Origin of the sequence: Pseudomonas sp. WS 5059 (assembly GCF_012985525.1) — a bacterium.
Taxonomy (GTDB): domain Bacteria; phylum Pseudomonadota; class Gammaproteobacteria; order Pseudomonadales; family Pseudomonadaceae; genus Aquipseudomonas.
Genome location: NZ_JAAQWO010000008.1, coordinates 45975 through 60646, shown reverse-complemented (window position 1 = coordinate 60646; position 14672 = coordinate 45975). Strand labels below are relative to the sequence as shown.

11 protein-coding genes are annotated in these 14672 nt (G+C 60.8%); 2 read left to right on the top strand and 9 right to left on the bottom strand.

What is annotated here, in order from left to right; all coding sequences use genetic code 11:
- Window positions 1-148: 148 nt before the first annotated feature.
- Entirely contained in the window at window positions 149-850 is a 702-nt protein-coding gene (gene aqpZ / locus HBO12_RS22605) for an aquaporin Z (protein ID WP_169955597.1), read from the top strand.
- A gap of 116 nt (window positions 851-966) precedes the next feature.
- On the opposite strand, the gene HBO12_RS22600 is transcribed toward aqpZ, so the two are convergent.
- The 9 genes from HBO12_RS22600 to aceK all read right to left on the bottom strand — a co-directional run bounded on the left by HBO12_RS22600 (window position 967) and on the right by aceK (window position 12594).
- Window positions 967-1215, bottom strand: a complete 249-nt coding sequence (locus HBO12_RS22600) for a BrnA antitoxin family protein (protein WP_170043267.1) — start codon at window positions 1213-1215, stop codon at window positions 967-969.
- On the bottom strand, window positions 1193-1471 hold the full coding sequence (locus HBO12_RS22595) for a BrnT family toxin (RefSeq protein ID WP_170043266.1): 279 nt from the start codon (window positions 1469-1471) through the stop codon (window positions 1193-1195). The genes HBO12_RS22600 and HBO12_RS22595 overlap by 23 nt, the downstream gene beginning before the upstream one ends.
- Window positions 1472-1567: 96 nt before the next feature.
- The gene (locus HBO12_RS22590; protein ID WP_170043265.1) at window positions 1568-2692 is read right to left on the bottom strand and encodes a GNAT family N-acetyltransferase; all 1125 of its coding nucleotides are present in this window, start codon (window positions 2690-2692) and stop codon (window positions 1568-1570) included.
- A gap of 165 nt (window positions 2693-2857) precedes the next feature.
- Window positions 2858-4192, bottom strand: coding sequence for an OprO/OprP family phosphate-selective porin (locus tag HBO12_RS22585; RefSeq protein WP_169955595.1), 1335 nt, complete (start codon window positions 4190-4192; stop codon window positions 2858-2860).
- Window positions 4193-4527: 335 nt separating this feature from the next.
- Window positions 4528-4761, bottom strand: coding sequence for an anti-sigma factor family protein (locus HBO12_RS22580; protein ID WP_170043264.1), 234 nt, complete (start codon window positions 4759-4761; stop codon window positions 4528-4530).
- Window positions 4755-5369, bottom strand: a complete 615-nt coding sequence (locus HBO12_RS22575) for an RNA polymerase sigma factor (protein ID WP_170043263.1) — start codon at window positions 5367-5369, stop codon at window positions 4755-4757. Before HBO12_RS22575 ends, HBO12_RS22580 begins: the two co-directional genes overlap by 7 nt.
- A 43-nt stretch (window positions 5370-5412) precedes the next feature.
- Window positions 5413-6534 (bottom strand): beta-ketoacyl-ACP synthase III, encoded by a 1122-nt coding sequence (locus tag HBO12_RS22570; RefSeq protein WP_170043262.1) that lies wholly within the window; start codon window positions 6532-6534, stop codon window positions 5413-5415.
- A gap of 226 nt (window positions 6535-6760) precedes the next feature.
- Window positions 6761-10672: an ATP-dependent RNA helicase HrpA gene (gene hrpA, locus HBO12_RS22565; RefSeq protein ID WP_170043261.1), complete on the bottom strand. Its 3912-nt coding sequence runs from the start codon at window positions 10670-10672 to the stop codon at window positions 6761-6763.
- A 188-nt stretch (window positions 10673-10860) separates the two neighbouring features.
- Window positions 10861-12594 carry a bifunctional isocitrate dehydrogenase kinase/phosphatase gene (aceK, locus tag HBO12_RS22560; protein ID WP_169955625.1) on the bottom strand — a complete coding sequence of 578 codons (1734 nt, stop codon included), beginning with the start codon at window positions 12592-12594 and terminating at the stop codon, window positions 10861-10863.
- A gap of 401 nt (window positions 12595-12995) precedes the next feature.
- Here aceK and HBO12_RS22555 point away from each other — a divergent pair, with 401 nt between their 5' ends.
- Window positions 12996-14621, top strand: a complete 1626-nt coding sequence (locus tag HBO12_RS22555) for a methyl-accepting chemotaxis protein (RefSeq protein ID WP_170043260.1) — start codon at window positions 12996-12998, stop codon at window positions 14619-14621.
- The last annotated feature ends 51 nt before the right edge of the window (window positions 14622-14672 follow it).

The following is a 14672-nucleotide window of genomic DNA, read 5'->3' as shown; positions in this document are numbered from 1 at the left end:
CGATCAATTCCGAACAATTCTGACAGTTTTTTCTAACTCGCTGGCCGTGTATCACAATCCTGCTGTACTGCAATCAGGGCCCAGGGAGGGCCCTGACATCAGACTGCAGGGAAGCCTCACCGACCAGTTGATTTAGAAGGACGCGTTCATGTCTCTGTTCAAACGTTCCGTTACAGAAGGGTTAGGTACGTTTTGGCTGGTGTTGGGTGGTTGCGGGAGTGCGGTTCTGGCCGCAGCGTTCCCCGATGTCGGAATCGGCCTGCTGGGTGTCTCGCTGGCATTCGGGCTTACCGTACTGACCATGGCATTTGCCATTGGCCATATCAGCGGCTGCCACCTCAACCCGGCAGTCACCGTGGGCCTGGTGGTCGGCGGCAGGTTTTCGGCCAGGGAAATGCCGGCGTATATCGTCGCGCAAGTCATTGGCGGCGTAGTGGCAGCGGCCCTGCTGTACTTCATTGCCAGCGGCAAGCCGGGTTTTGAACTGGCTTCGGGCCTGGCATCCAATGGCTACGGTGAACACTCGCCGGGCGGGTATTCGATGGCGGCTGGGTTTGTCACCGAACTGGTGATGACCGCGATGTTCGTGCTGATCATCCTCGGCGCCACTGACCGTCGCGCACCGGCTGGCCTGGCACCCATCGCCATTGGCCTGGGGCTGACACTGATCCACCTGATCTCCATCCCGGTCACCAACACCTCGGTCAACCCGGCCCGCAGCACCGGCCCTGCGCTGATTGTCGGCGGTTGGGCGATCCAGCAACTGTGGCTGTTCTGGCTGGCGCCGATCCTTGGCGCAGTGATCGGTGGCATCACCTACCGTTGGTTGGGCAAAGAAGAAACCGCCTGATCCAACCGCAATGACCCTTGTAGGCGCTGGCTTGCCAGCGATAACGGACTACCTGCCAGCACATCATGGGCAGACACACCGTCATCGCCGGCAAGCTGGCTCCTACATGGGTGCTATCAGCCTTGGTGAGCTTGCATGTACTGACGCAGCAGTTGGTTGATACGAGTCTGATAGCCCGCACCTTGCCCCTTGAACCACTCAAGGACGTCAGCATCGAGCCGAATAGTGACGGCCTGTTTCACAGGCACGCGCAACTCTGCACGACGGAAGAAGTCTTCACCCAACTCGGGAATATCGCTGGTATCAACCTCCTGATCGCTCATCTTGGCCAGTCGCTCCCAGTCAGTTTTCGATGTTTTCGACATAGTATTTGGCCTCCTGCTTGGTTGCTTTTCGGGCTGAGATGATGCGGATCACATCACCTCGACGCTCGGTATATACAACTACACCAATCAAAATCTTGATCCATCCGATACCGACCCAACGTTCTTCACCGTAATCCGCCCGCTCATCAAGCAAGGCTAGCATCGGGTGTTGGAAGATATCCGGCACATCGTTGAAATCAATACCGTGTTTAAGAATATTGGCTTGGTTCTTGGACTCATCCCACTCGAAATTCATGGCCCACCCTGTATTTACTTTTGTAAATACAAAGTAGTTCACCCAACAATATCTCAACAGGGCTTGCCAACCAAGGGTTACAAAACAAACCTGTATTCAGGCCTGTCGATACGGCAACGCCGACCGCGCCTCCTCGGCATACGCCAGAATCCCCACCCGCTCGCGCTCCAGGAAATCCGCCACGGCGCTTTTCAAGCCTGGATGGCGCAAGTAGTGCCAGGAGTGGGTAATCACCGGCTCAAATCCACGGATCAACTTGTGCTCGCCCTGGGCCCCGGCGTCGAAACGTTGCAGGCCATTGGCAATCGCGTGGTCCATGCCTTGATAGAAGCAGGTCTCGAAATGCAGCCGGTCGAATTCGCCCAGGCAGCCCCAATAGCGGCCATATAGGCTGTCGCCGCCGACCAGGCTGAACGCCATGGCTACCGGGCGCGGCCCTTGCTTGGCCAGCACCACCCGTATTGCCTGCGGCATGCGTTCGGCCAGCAGGCTGAAAAACGCTCGCGTCAGGTACGGTGACTGCCGGCGCACCGCATAGGTGTTGGCGTAGCAGGCGTAGACAAAATCCCACTGGGCCTCGCTCAGCTCATGGCCGTGCAGCCACTCGAACTCGATGCCCTGCCCCGCCACTTGTTCGCGCTCCTTGCGCATCTGCTTGCGCTTGCGCGAGCTCAAGGCGTCGAGGAAGTCCTGGAAGTCGCGATAACCACGGTTCTGCCAGTGGAACTGGCAACCCAGGCGCGCAAGCCAACCGGGTTGCTGGCCCAGCGCGGCATCGGCCATGGCATCGGTGAAGTTGATGTGGGCACTGGAAAGCCCTTCGATCTCCAGGTAGCCAGGCAGGCTCTGGAGCAGCTCCAGGCCATCCGCGCCACTGGCCGTCAACAGGCGCGGCCCGCTGACCGGGCTGAAAGGCACCGCTGTCAGCAGCTTAGGGTAATAGTCGATGCCCGCGCGCGCGCAGGCGTCAGCCCAGCCATGGTCGAATACGTATTCGCCATAGGAGTGCCATTTGCGATAGCTGGGCAGCGCCGCCGCCAGCCGCTCGCCCTCGTAATGCAGCAAGTGCTCCGGCTGCCAGCCAGAATGCCGGCCAAGGCTGGCACTGTCTTCCAGCGCACTGAGGAAAGCATGGCGCAGAAACGGCTGATCCTCGGGAACCAATGCGTTCCATTCATCAGGCGACACTTCGGACAGGCTATTCAAACGTTTCAACGGCATGCCATTCCCCGACGGTAAACGCTCGCTCACAATATTCAGGCCATTCTGACAGAACCTGCCACCCGCGCGGTCAGCAAAAAAAAACCCCGCCAGTTGGCGGGGTGAAAAAGAGGATCGCGCTTTAACGGATGAAGAAAGAGCGCGTTGGAGCGGTATTACAGTTGCTTAGAACACGTACTGCACACGACCGACGATGGAGTCACCGCTGTCATCGCCATTGGCGTTGGTGATTTTGTCGGTGCTGACCTTGCTGTAGTTCACGGACAGCTTGACCGCTTCGTTGGCGTACCAGTTCACACCCAGGGTGTTCACGTTGGCCTTGGCGTCGCCGGTTTCGCGGGTAGCGCTGCTGACGACGATGTTCTTGTCGTCAACCTTGATGCTGTCGTAACGGTAGAACACTTCCCAGGCGCCGTACTGCTTGTTCTCAGGCTTGATGGCGTCGAACTTGCCGCCGTCGAGCTTGTAGGCACGGGACTCGCCGGTCAGGGTGTAGGCCAGTTGGCCGTAGAAACCGCTGGTTTTCACGTCCTGGTAGGCATTGCTGTCAGCCTTCATCTTGCGGCTCAGGGCTTCAGCCTGTACCGAGAATGGGCCAGTGGCGAAGGCAAACTCACCACCAAACACGGTGTCGGTGTCATAGGCGCCGACTGCGGTCAGGTTGCTGGCGTTCAGGCCCACACCGCCGCCGAAGGTAGCGCGGTTGCCGTTGGAGCCAGCATCGTTGCCACCGGTCGTCGCCACGCCACGGGCGCCAAGACGCGGACGGATCCGCGAGTCGAAGGCCGCGTCGTTGAGGTCACGTGCCGCCACGTTCAAGCCGAAGTGCAGGACGTCGCCGCCTTTGTTCATCGGCGCCAACACGATACGGCCGTTGAATTGCTTCACGCCCTTGCCGTCTTCGTCGTTGATGTCTTTGGAAGCCAGGCTGGCGGAGCCGTAGAACATCTCAGCCGCAGTGCCGCTGACCTGGATGCCCATGCCGTTTTCGTGGGTGTTGACCCAGTCTGCAACCTCGTAGGCCGAGTTACGCTCCATGGCGGTGATCCACTTGGAGCTGGTGGCTTTTTCCAGGCCGAAATCCGGGTCAAAACGACCAACGCGGATAGTCACCGGCTTGAAGCCCACATAGGACATGGACGCTTCGTCGAAGTAACCGTCGTCGGAGTTACCCGAGTTGTGGGAGAAGTCGTAGTTGAGCTGGTATTTGAAATCCTTGTAGACGGTGCCACCCAGCTCCAGGAAGGCGCGACGGAAGTAAGCGGCGTCGCCCGAATCACCGTTCTTGGTGTAGAAGCCGTCAAATGTGCCGTAATCGGCTTGCAAGCGACCACCCAGCTTGAAGCTGAAGTTCTGGTCGGTAGTAGCAACCTCAAGGCCGCCCTTGGTTTTGACAACGATATCGGCGCCGTCAGTAGTGACAGTACCAGCGAAAGCCTGGGCGGTAACGGCCAGGGCCAGGGCGCTGGCCGCGAAACCGGCGAAGTGCTTACGGATCATCGAAGAATTCCCCTAATTGGTGGTCTTTTGCGTTGGAAAACACACGGGTTCTGCCCCGCTGGTGTTGGGAGGGGATCTTGGCGAGGGGATATTTCAGCCAAGTTGCTGCAAGATAAATATTTTATTACAGGGGAACTTTCTTACAACCACTTGGAATAAGCGCAACGCTACGGCCGGCGTGGGCTTGAGCGAAAAAAGTACGAGAAATGCCAAGTGAAAAAAAGGTGAAAAAAAATGACAAACCTGCAAGGTTTTTCAGCGCATAGCTTTTCGCCGACACAAAAAAGCCCGCGACGGGGACGTCGCAGGCCTTGGCAACCGCAGACAGCGTTGGGTCAGGAGTTGCGCTTGAGCTCCGAGGCCAGGCGCTCGGCCAACCCTTGCGCATCGGCCACTTCGGGTTCGGGCAGGATGCGCAACGTGGCTTGCATCAGGCGCATCTGGCGAATGAAGCGCCGGCAATTGGCGCAGAACATCAGGTGATGGCGCATACGCAGGCGCTCACCAAAGCTCAGTTGCCCATCGAGAAAATCGCTGGAACGCGCCACGTGTTCTTTGCAGGTCAACATTCGCCAGTCTCCTCGAAATGCTCCACCGTAGCGAAGACTTTAAGCCGCGCCCGGTGCAGCAGCACTCGCACATTGGAGAGCGAGATCTCCAGAAGATTACAAATCTCTTCCAGTTCCAGCCCCTGGCGCTCGCGCAGCAGCAGCACACTGCTTTGCAGCTCGGAAAGACTTAGCAACGTGTGCTCCAGACATTCACGCAGCTCGTTTTCGGTGAGCAGCGCCTCAGGGGTGTCCTGGTGCCAGGCAAATGGCGCGACCAGCCAATGCTCATCGCCGGCGGCAAAACGCTCATCGCCGATGGTGCCGTGGGGCGACGGCAGGTCGTCCAGCAGCACTTCCCGTCGATTCTGCTTGTAGCGCCCCTTGGCCGAGTTGGCGGTGATGGTCAGCAGCCAGGTCTTGAGGCTGGAACGCCCTTCAAACCGGGCAAGGCTGCGCACCACCGAAAGCCATGCGTCCTGGACCACTTCGTCGGCATGGCGCTGGCCTACGATGGCGTAGGCCACCGCACGCATCGCGCTCTGGTAGGTGGTGACCAATTCCTTGTAGGCCCGCTGCTCGCCCTTGAGCAGGCGTTCAAGCAGGTGCGCGTCGTCGGCTGCTGCCATTCAAAACCTCATTGTGCAAGACGTGGCCGCAATCGCCTGGTTCCTAGCGCTTGCGCAGGATCACGCTGCCAATCGAATACCCGGCGCCAAACGAGCTGAGTACCGCCAGCGCGCCCTTGGGCAGGTCGTCCTGATAGGTGTGGAACGCGATCACCGAACCCGCCGAACTGGTGTTGGCGTAGGTATCGAGGATCACCGGTGCTTCTTCGATCTCGGCTTCACGGCCCAGCAGCTTCTTGACGATCAGGTGGTTCATGCTCAGGTTGGCCTGGTGCAACCAGAAACGCTTCACATCGGTGACGCTCAACTGGTTTTCCGAAAGGTGCTGGCCGATCAACTCGGCAACCATCGGGCAGACATCACGGAAGACTTTGCGGCCTTCCTGCACGAAAAGTTTATCTGGCGCACCAACGCCCTCTTCCGCCGCGCGGTTGAGAAAGCCAAAGTTGTTGCGGATGTTATTGGAGAACTTGGTCAGCAACTTGGTGCTGACAACGTCGAACTGGTGTTCGGAAGTGGCCAGGTCGGCACGCTCCAGAATCACCGCGGTCGCCGCATCGCCGAAGATGAAGTGGCTGTCACGGTCGCGGAAGTTCAGGTGGCCGGTGCAGATCTCCGGGTTGACCATCAGGATCGCCCGGGCCTGGCCCAACTGAATGCTGTTGCAAGCGTTCTGGATACCGAAAGTCGCCGAAGAACACGCCACGTTCATGTCAAAACCAAAACCCTGGATGCCCAGGGCTTCCTGGACTTCGATAGCAATGGCCGGATAGGCGCGTTGCAGGTTGGAGCAGGCGACGATCACCCCATCGATATCGGCGGCAGTCTTGCCAGCGCGCTGCAGGGCTTGCTCGGCGGCGCCCACGGCCATCTGACAGAGAATCGACCACTCGTCGTTGGAGCGCTCGGGCAAACGCGGGGTCATGCGCTGGGGGTCAAGAATGCCTTCCTTGTCCATGACAAAGCGGCTCTTGATACCTGAGGCCTTTTCGATAAAGGCGGCGCTGGATTCGGTCAACGCCTGAACGTCGCCCTGCTCGATGGCCACGGCGTTGTCGGCATTGAACTGTTGAACGTAAGCATTGAAAGACTGCACCAGCTCTTCGTTGGAGATGCTGTTGGCCGGGGTGTACAGGCCTGTGCCGCTGATGACGACGTTATGCACGGTCGTTCCTCTAAATCTGTTCAGGCAGAAGGGATTGGTACCTTCGTACCAAACCGTAAATCGCTCTAGTCCGCCGCGCGGACATCAAACGGGGAAACGCTTTGTCCCGGCGCGTCGAGGCTGATACAGCCAATCTAGACGATCCTGGCATTTATAGCGGCGAAGTTTGCCATAAACCGGGGGGTTTGGCGCCTGTCGCGCGCGCACCCGCCCCCGGTACGCCAGGTCAAGGCTCGACCTGACTCCACTGTTTGCTCAAGCGCTTGTCGGAAATCGGTGCCTTGGTGCCCAACTGCTGGGCAAACAACGACACCCGGTATTCCTCCAGCCACCAGCGGTAAAGCTCCAGTTGCGGGTCGCGCTTGCCTTCCTGGGTGTGCTTGTTCAGGCGCGTCTGGTACTGGCTCCACAGGCCGCTCAACTCACCGCTCCAGACCCGGTCCTTCTGCACCTGGCTGGGCAGTTTTTCCAGGCGTAGCTCGATGGCCTTGAGATAGCGCGGCAGTTCCTTGAACCACTGCGCCGGGGTTTCGCGCACAAACCCTGGATACACCAGGTTGCTCAGTTGCTGCTTGATATCGTTGAGTGCCACGGCCTGGGCCAGGTCGATCTTGCCTTTGAAGCGCTTTTGCAGGCCATGCCACAGTTTCAGCACTTCCAGGGTCAGGCGCGCCAGGCGTTCGGCATGTTCGGTCCAACTGCCGCGCTTGCGCTCGGCCAGGGCGGCCAGGCCCGCGCCATCCCTGGGCAGGCTGGCCTCGCCTTCCAGCACGCAGCTGTCGAGGCTGGCCAGCAGAATGTCCTCCACCAGGGCCTCGATACGTCCCAACTCGCGGTACATCAGCCCCAGCTCTGTCAGGCCCGGCAATTTGCCGCGCAGGAATTTTGCCGGTTCGGCCAATTGCTGCATCAACAGGCGCTGCAAGGCGCGGCGATGCTGGAACTCGGCTTCGGCAGCCGTAGAGAAACGTCCTTCCTTGACCGTGCCGTTTTCTTCTACCAGCGCCGGATACACCGTCATCGACAGGCCAGCAATCTTCTGCTGGGTAGTCTCGGCAACCGCAGCGAAGACCTTGGCCTCCACCGGCTGCTGGCTTTTGGCAGTCTGCGGCACTGCCAGGGCAGCCTGGCTGGCTTCGACAAACCGCGCAGTCAACGCTGCCAGGTCGCGGCCTTCGCCGAGGAACTTACCCTGGGCATCGACCACTTCCAGGTTCATCTTCAGGTGGTTTTCCACCTGCTGCGCCGCTTCGCTCCAGGCTTCATCGCTGACCCGTACACCGGTCATGCGCAACAGTTCGCGCCCCAGCGCCTGGGGCAGCGAGCCCTGGGCAAATTCGATACGTTGCAGCGCGGCCTTGACGAAGTCCGGCACCGGCACGAAGTTCTTGCGCAGGGCCTTGGGCAGGTTGCGCACCAGGGCAATGCACTTGGCTTCGATCAGCCCGGGCACCAGCCATTCCAGACGCTCGGCGGGCAAGGCCGGCAACAGCGGCGCCGGCACGCGCAAGGTCACGCCGTCGCGCGGGTGGTTGGGTTCAAAGTGGTAACTCAAGGCCAGGGCCAGGTCGCCCAGGTGCAAGGTGTCGGGGTAATGGGCGGCGGTGACCTCGCTGGCCTCGCGGGCCAGCACGTCTTCTTCGCGCATGATCAGCAGTTGCGGGTCTTTCTGGCTGGTGATCTTGTACCAACTGTCGAAGGTCGCCGTCTGATGAATCTCCGCCGGCAGGCGCGCGTCGTAGAAGGCGTACAGGGTTTCCTCGTCGGCCAGGATATCGCGGCGCCGGGCCTTGGCTTCCAGCTCGTCCAATTGCTCCAGCAACTGCTGGTTTGCGGCCAGGCACTTGGCCCGGGATTGGATCTCGCCACGCACCAGGCCTTCGCGGATAAACAGCTCGCGGGACACCACCGGGTCCACCGGCCCGTAGTGCACGGGCCTACGCCCCACCACAATCAAACCGAACAACGTGATCTGCTCAAAGGCCACGACCTGGCCGCGCTTCTTCTCCCAATGGGGTTCGAAGTGGTTTTTCTTGATCAGGTGCCCGGCCAACGGTTCGATCCAATCGGCATCGATCTTGGCCACCATGCGCGCATACAGCTTGGTGGTTTCCACCAGTTCGGCGGTCATCAACCATTGCGGACGCTTCTTGCCGATCCCCGAGGAAGGATGAATCCAGAAGCGCCGCTGACGGGCCCCCAGGTAATCGCCGTCTTCGGTTTTCTGGCCGATCTGGCTCAACAGGCCGGACAGCACCGCCTTGTGCAGTTTCGGGAAGTCCGCCGGTTCCTTGTTGACCGTCAGCTGCATATCGCGGCAGATCAGGCTCAACTGGCGATGGGAATCGCGCCACTCGCGCAGGCGCAGGTAGTTGAGGAAGTTCTTGCGACACCAGTTGCGCAGCGGGCTGGCGGTCAGTTCCTGGCGCTGCTCTTCAAAGCCGCGCCACAAATTGACCAGCCCGGCGAAGTCCGAATCGGGATCCTTCCATTGCGCGTGGGCCTGGTCGGCCGCTTGCTGGCGCTCCGGCGGGCGCTCGCGCGGGTCCTGGATCGACATGGCGCTGGCGACGATCAGCACTTCCTGCAAACTGCCAAGCTTGGCCGCTTCCAGCAACATGCGACCCATGCGCGGGTCCACCGGCAGGCGCGCAAGTTGCCGGCCCAGGGGTGTCAGTTGGCTATTGCGGTCTACTGCCGAGAGTTCCTGCAGCAGGTTGAAACCATCGCTGATGGCCTTGCCATCCGGGGGCTCGATAAACGGGAAGTCGGTGATTTCGCCCAGGCGCAGGTGCAGCATCTGCAGGATCACGGCCGCAAGGTTGGTACGCAGGATCTCCGGGTCGGTAAATTCCGGGCGCCCGATAAAATCTTCTTCGCTGAACAGGCGCACGCAAATGCCCGGCTCGACCCGGCCGCAACGGCCTTTACGCTGGTTGGCGCTGGCCTGGGAAATCGCCTCGATCGGCAGGCGCTGGACCTTGGCGCGGTAGCTGTAGCGGCTGATGCGAGCGGTGCCGCTGTCGATCACGTAGCGGATGCCCGGCACGGTCAGCGAGGTTTCCGCAACGTTGGTCGCCAGCACCACGCGCCGCCCCGGATGGGACTGGAAAATGCGCTGCTGTTCGGCCGGTGACAGGCGCGCGTACAACGGCAGGATTTCGGTGTGCTTGAGCTGGGCCTTGCGCAGCATATCGGCGGCATCGCGGATCTCGCGCTCACCGGGCAGGAACACCAGCACATCGCCAGGGCTCTTGCGCTCGCTGCGCTCAAAGGCGGCGATTTCATCGAGGGTGGCGAGGATCGCCTGGTCCACGGTCAAGTCGTCTTCGACGCGGTTGCCCTCTTCGTCCTGCTCCAGGGTCAGCGGGCGGTACCAGGTTTCCACCGGGAACGTACGCCCCGAGACCTCGACAATCGGCGCATCGTCGAAGTGCTTGGAAAAGCGCTCCAGGTCGATGGTGGCCGAGGTGATGATGACTTTGAGGTCGGGACGGCGCGGCAGCAGGGTCTTCAGGTAGCCGAGCAGGAAATCGATGTTCAGGCTGCGCTCGTGGGCTTCGTCGACGATGATCGTGTCGTAGCGTTCGAGGTAGCGATCGTTCTGGGTCTCGGCGAGCAGGATGCCGTCGGTCATCAACTTGATCAGGGTGTTGGAATCGCTCTGGTCCTCGAACCGCACCTGATAACCCACCAGCGCCCCCAGCGGCGTGGCCAACTCGTCCGCGACCCGGCTCGCCACACTGCGCGCGGCGATACGCCGGGGCTGGGTATGACCGATCAAGCCGTACTGGCCGCGACCGATTTCCAGGCAGATCTTCGGCAACTGCGTGGTTTTACCCGAGCCGGTCTCGCCCGCGATGATCAGCACCTGGTGCTTTTGCAGCGCGGCCTTGATCTCGTCGCGCTTGGCGGCGATGGGCAGGCTGTCGTCATAGCGAACCTGCGGCACGCTGGCCGCGCGCGCCGTGACCTGGGCACACGATGCCTGCATGCGCGCCACCCACTGCGCCAGCTTCTCCTCATCGGGTTTCTTGCGCAGCTCAAGCAACTGCCGACGCAAGCGGTGGCGGTCGGCGAGCATGGCGTGATCGAGGTTTTTCAGGAGTTGGTCGATAGCGGGCGCTTGGTCAGTCATCAGGTACTTTGAAGGTCGTCTATTTATGCACGGCCGGCAATTGTGGCAGAAAAGCGCACACAACGTTAAAGGCCGCGTAAATCACCTGTAGGGGCTGGCACGGCCGGCATCGCTGTTGGCTGGCCCAGCGCTATCGCAGCCTCGCCGGGGCTCGACAGCTCCCACAGGGTCTGGCGGTATTGATGCCCTTATTCGTTATCCAGGCCCTTGCGCCGATACGGGAACACATCAATCACCTTCCCCGCCCGAATCGCCTCTTGCAGGCCTTTCCAGTAGTCGGCGTTGTACAACTCGCCGTGCAGTTCATCGAACAGGCGCCGCTGCCCGGCGTCGGCAAACAGGAACGGCGGGAATTCCTCGGGGAACACGTCCAGCGGGCCGATGGAATACCAGGGCTCGGAGGCCATTTCGTCTTCCGGGGTGCGCGGTGCCGGGATGTGGCGAAAGTTGGCTTCGGTAAGAAAGCAGATCTCGTCATAGTCGTAGAACACCACGCGACCATGACGGGTGACGCCAAAGTTTTTCAGCAGCATGTCGCCGGGAAAGATATTCGCCGCCGCCAGTTGCTTGATGGCCAGGCCGTAGTCTTCGAGGGCTTCGCGTACCTGGGCCTCGTTGGCGTTTTCCAGGTAGAGGTTGAGCGGGGTCATGCGGCGTTCGGTCCAGCAGTGGCGAATCAGTACCGTGTCGCCTTCGACTTCGACCGTGCCGGCAGCCACTTCCAGCAGTTCGGCCAGGCATTGCGGCTCGAATTTGCTCAAGGGGAAACGGAAATCGGCGAATTCCTGGGTATCGGCCATGCGCCCGACCCGGTCGACACTCTTCACCAGGCGGTACTTCTCGATCACCGTGGCACGGTTGACGTTTTTCGACGGCGAAAAACGGTCCTTGATGATTTTGAACACCGTGTTGAAGCCCGGCAGGGTAAACACGCTCATGACCATCCCACGCACGCCCGGGGCCATGATGAACTGATCGTCAGTGCTGGCCAGGTGGTTGATCAGCGCCCGGTAGAACTCCGACTTGCCGTGTTTGTAGAAGCCGATGGAGGTGTACAGCTCGGCGATGTGCTTGCCCGGCAGGATGCGCTTGAGAAAGCCGATGAACTCTGCCGGCACCGGCACATCCACCATGAAATAGGAGCGGGTGAACGAGAAGATGATCGACACATCGGCTTCATCGGTGATCAGCGCGTCGATGCGGATGCCCTGCCCTTCGCGGTGCAGCAGCGGGATGACCAGCGGCCATTGTTCATCGCGGGTGTAGAGGCGGCCCACCAGGTACGCGCCCTTGTTGCGGTAAAGCACCGAGGAAAACAGCTCGACGTTGAGGTCCGGGTCCTTGCATACCCAGTCCGGCAGGTTCTCGCGCAGTTGTGCTTCGAGACGCTGCAGGTCGCCGGCCAGGTCGGCGTAGGGTTCGCTGAAGCGGTAGTCGCTGAAAATTTGCTCGAGCATCCCGGCCAACTGGCCCTGGGGCTTGTAGGTGCGGGTTTGCGCGGCACGGGCGCGGCGCAGGCTCGGGCGGGTGGTGTGGATGAACATGCAGCCGTCGCTGATCAGGTCGTGGCTGAACAGCCCGCAAAAGATCGAGTTGTACCAGGTCTCGGACAGTTCATCGTCAAACCGCAGGTCGATCAGGCTGATATAGGCGCTCTTGACCAGGGGCCAGGACTGGATATCCAGCAGCGCCCCCGCATCGAAAGTGGCTCGCAGGCGCGTGGTGACTTCGCCGACCTTCTCTTCATAGAGGTTGATCCGCGCCGCCGAGGCGGCTTGCGCCTCTTGCCACTGGGCCTTTTCAAAACGCTCGCGGGCGCCGTCGGTGATCTGGCGAAAGTGCTCGCGGTAATCGTCGAAGCCATCGAGGATCATCTTGGCGATGGACTGCGCGGTGTCGATGGCAGGCGTTTGCTGCGGCATGTCGTAGACCTCTGCGGGCATTCGGAAGACCTGAGATTAGCCAGAGTCCTCATGCAGGAGAAGTACATTTTTTACCGGGCGCTGGCTCTTCACGGGGGCGACTCAAACAATTGTTTACGATTTTTTAATTCGACCACAGGGTCAATAAAACACCCATAAAGTCACCTCGCGTTGATTAATCGATTCATCTGAAGGCCACAAAACACGGGCGCTGGCACCGCGAACAGGAAGAACCCCAGGCCGGGTGGGGTTTGGCGACCTTATACGGACTTGGATCCAACGTAAGGGAAACCCCGATTACCTCAATGATGGCACTTTGCTATATAGCCCAGCGTTTTCCCTGATAACAAGGTCCTAAGACCGGCTCGGGAATCGATTTAAATCGCCCAAGGAGCATTGATATGTCATTGAGGAACATGGGAATCGGCCTGCGTGCCAGTCTGAGTTTTGCGGTATTGGCCGGCCTGCTGGTGCTGGTCGGGTTGTTTGGCCTGGGGCAGATGGCCAAGCTGCGCGAAAGCGCCGCCATCATTGAAACGGCCTGGATGCCGAGTATCGAGAACATCCACAACAGCGCCGCCAACGTCGCGGCTATCCGCCTGGAGGCGTTGCGCTTGCTGACCACCGATGAATCGGCGGTGCGCGAGCGCAGCAAAGACGTGATCACCAAGGAGCGCGGCTATTTGCAGGAACGCCTGGACAATCACCAGGCCCTGCTGAGCAATGACCAGGAGCGCCAGCTACTGGAGCAGCTCAAGGCCACCGCGTCGGCCTATATGACCATCGTCGACCAATTGATCCACCTGGTGGGCCAGGATAACCAGATGCAGGCCCTGACCCTGCTCACCGATACGTTGACGCCCCAGGGCGTGATCCTCAACCGGAGCCTGGGCGCCTTGATCGACTTCAACCAGCAAGGCGCCCAGGATGCGGCGCAATCGGCGGCGCAGATGTACCAGAGCGCACAGTGGATCGTCGGCCTCATCATCGCGGTCGCCCTGATCGCGACGCTGCTGCTGGCCTGGCTGTTGACCCGCAGTATCACCACGCCCCTGGCGCAGGCATTGCACGCGGCACGCACGATTGCCGCCGGCGACCTGAGCCAGCCGATCCACGTGCATGGCAAGGACGAACCGGCACAGTTGCTGGGCGCCCTGGCCACCATGCAGGAACAGTTGCAGGCGACTATTCGCGGCATCAGCGAGTCCGCCCAGCAACTGGCCTCGGCAGCCGAAGAGATGAGTTCGGTGATGGAGCAAAGCACTCGCGGCCTGCAAGCGCAGAACGATGAAATCGAACAGGCCGCCACCGCCGTCACACAGATGAGCGCAGCGGTGGATGAAGTGGCGGGGAATGCGGTCTCCAGCGCCGAGGCATCCCAGGCATCCGATGAGGACAGCAAGCACGGCCATTTCCAGATCAGCGAGACCATCAGCTCGATCCAGAGCCTGGTCAACGAGGTGCTCGACGCCTCGGGCAAGGCCGAGGGCCTGGCGCTACAGGCGCAAGACATCAGCAAGGTGCTGGAAGTGATACGCGGGATTGCCGGGCAGACCAACCTGCTGGCGCTCAATGCGGCCATTGAAGCCGCCCGCGCCGGCGAGGCCGGGCGGGGGTTTGCGGTGGTGGCCGACGAGGTTCGCTCGCTGGCGCAGCGGACCCAGGATTCCACCGAGGAAATCGAGCAGATGATCACCGGTATCCAGCAAGGCACCCAGGCCACGGTCGGCGCCCTCACCAGCAGCGCCGAGCACGCCAGCCAGACCCTGCAACGGGCCAACAGCGCCGGCAATGCCCTGGAAAAAATCACCGCTGCCATCTCGCAGATCAGCCAACGCAACCTGGTGATCGCCAGTGCCGCCGAGCAACAGGCATCGGTGGCCCGGGAGGTGGATCGCAGCCTGGTGAATATCCGCGACCTGTCGACGCAAACCGCCGCCGGTGCGACCCAGACCTCGGCCGCCAGCCAGGAGCTGTCGCGCCTGGCGGTGGACCTCAACGGCCTGGTGACGCGCTTTATTGTGTAGTTGATACGTAAAAGATTGTGTCAGGCAGGCCCCTGGGCAACACTCTCGCCC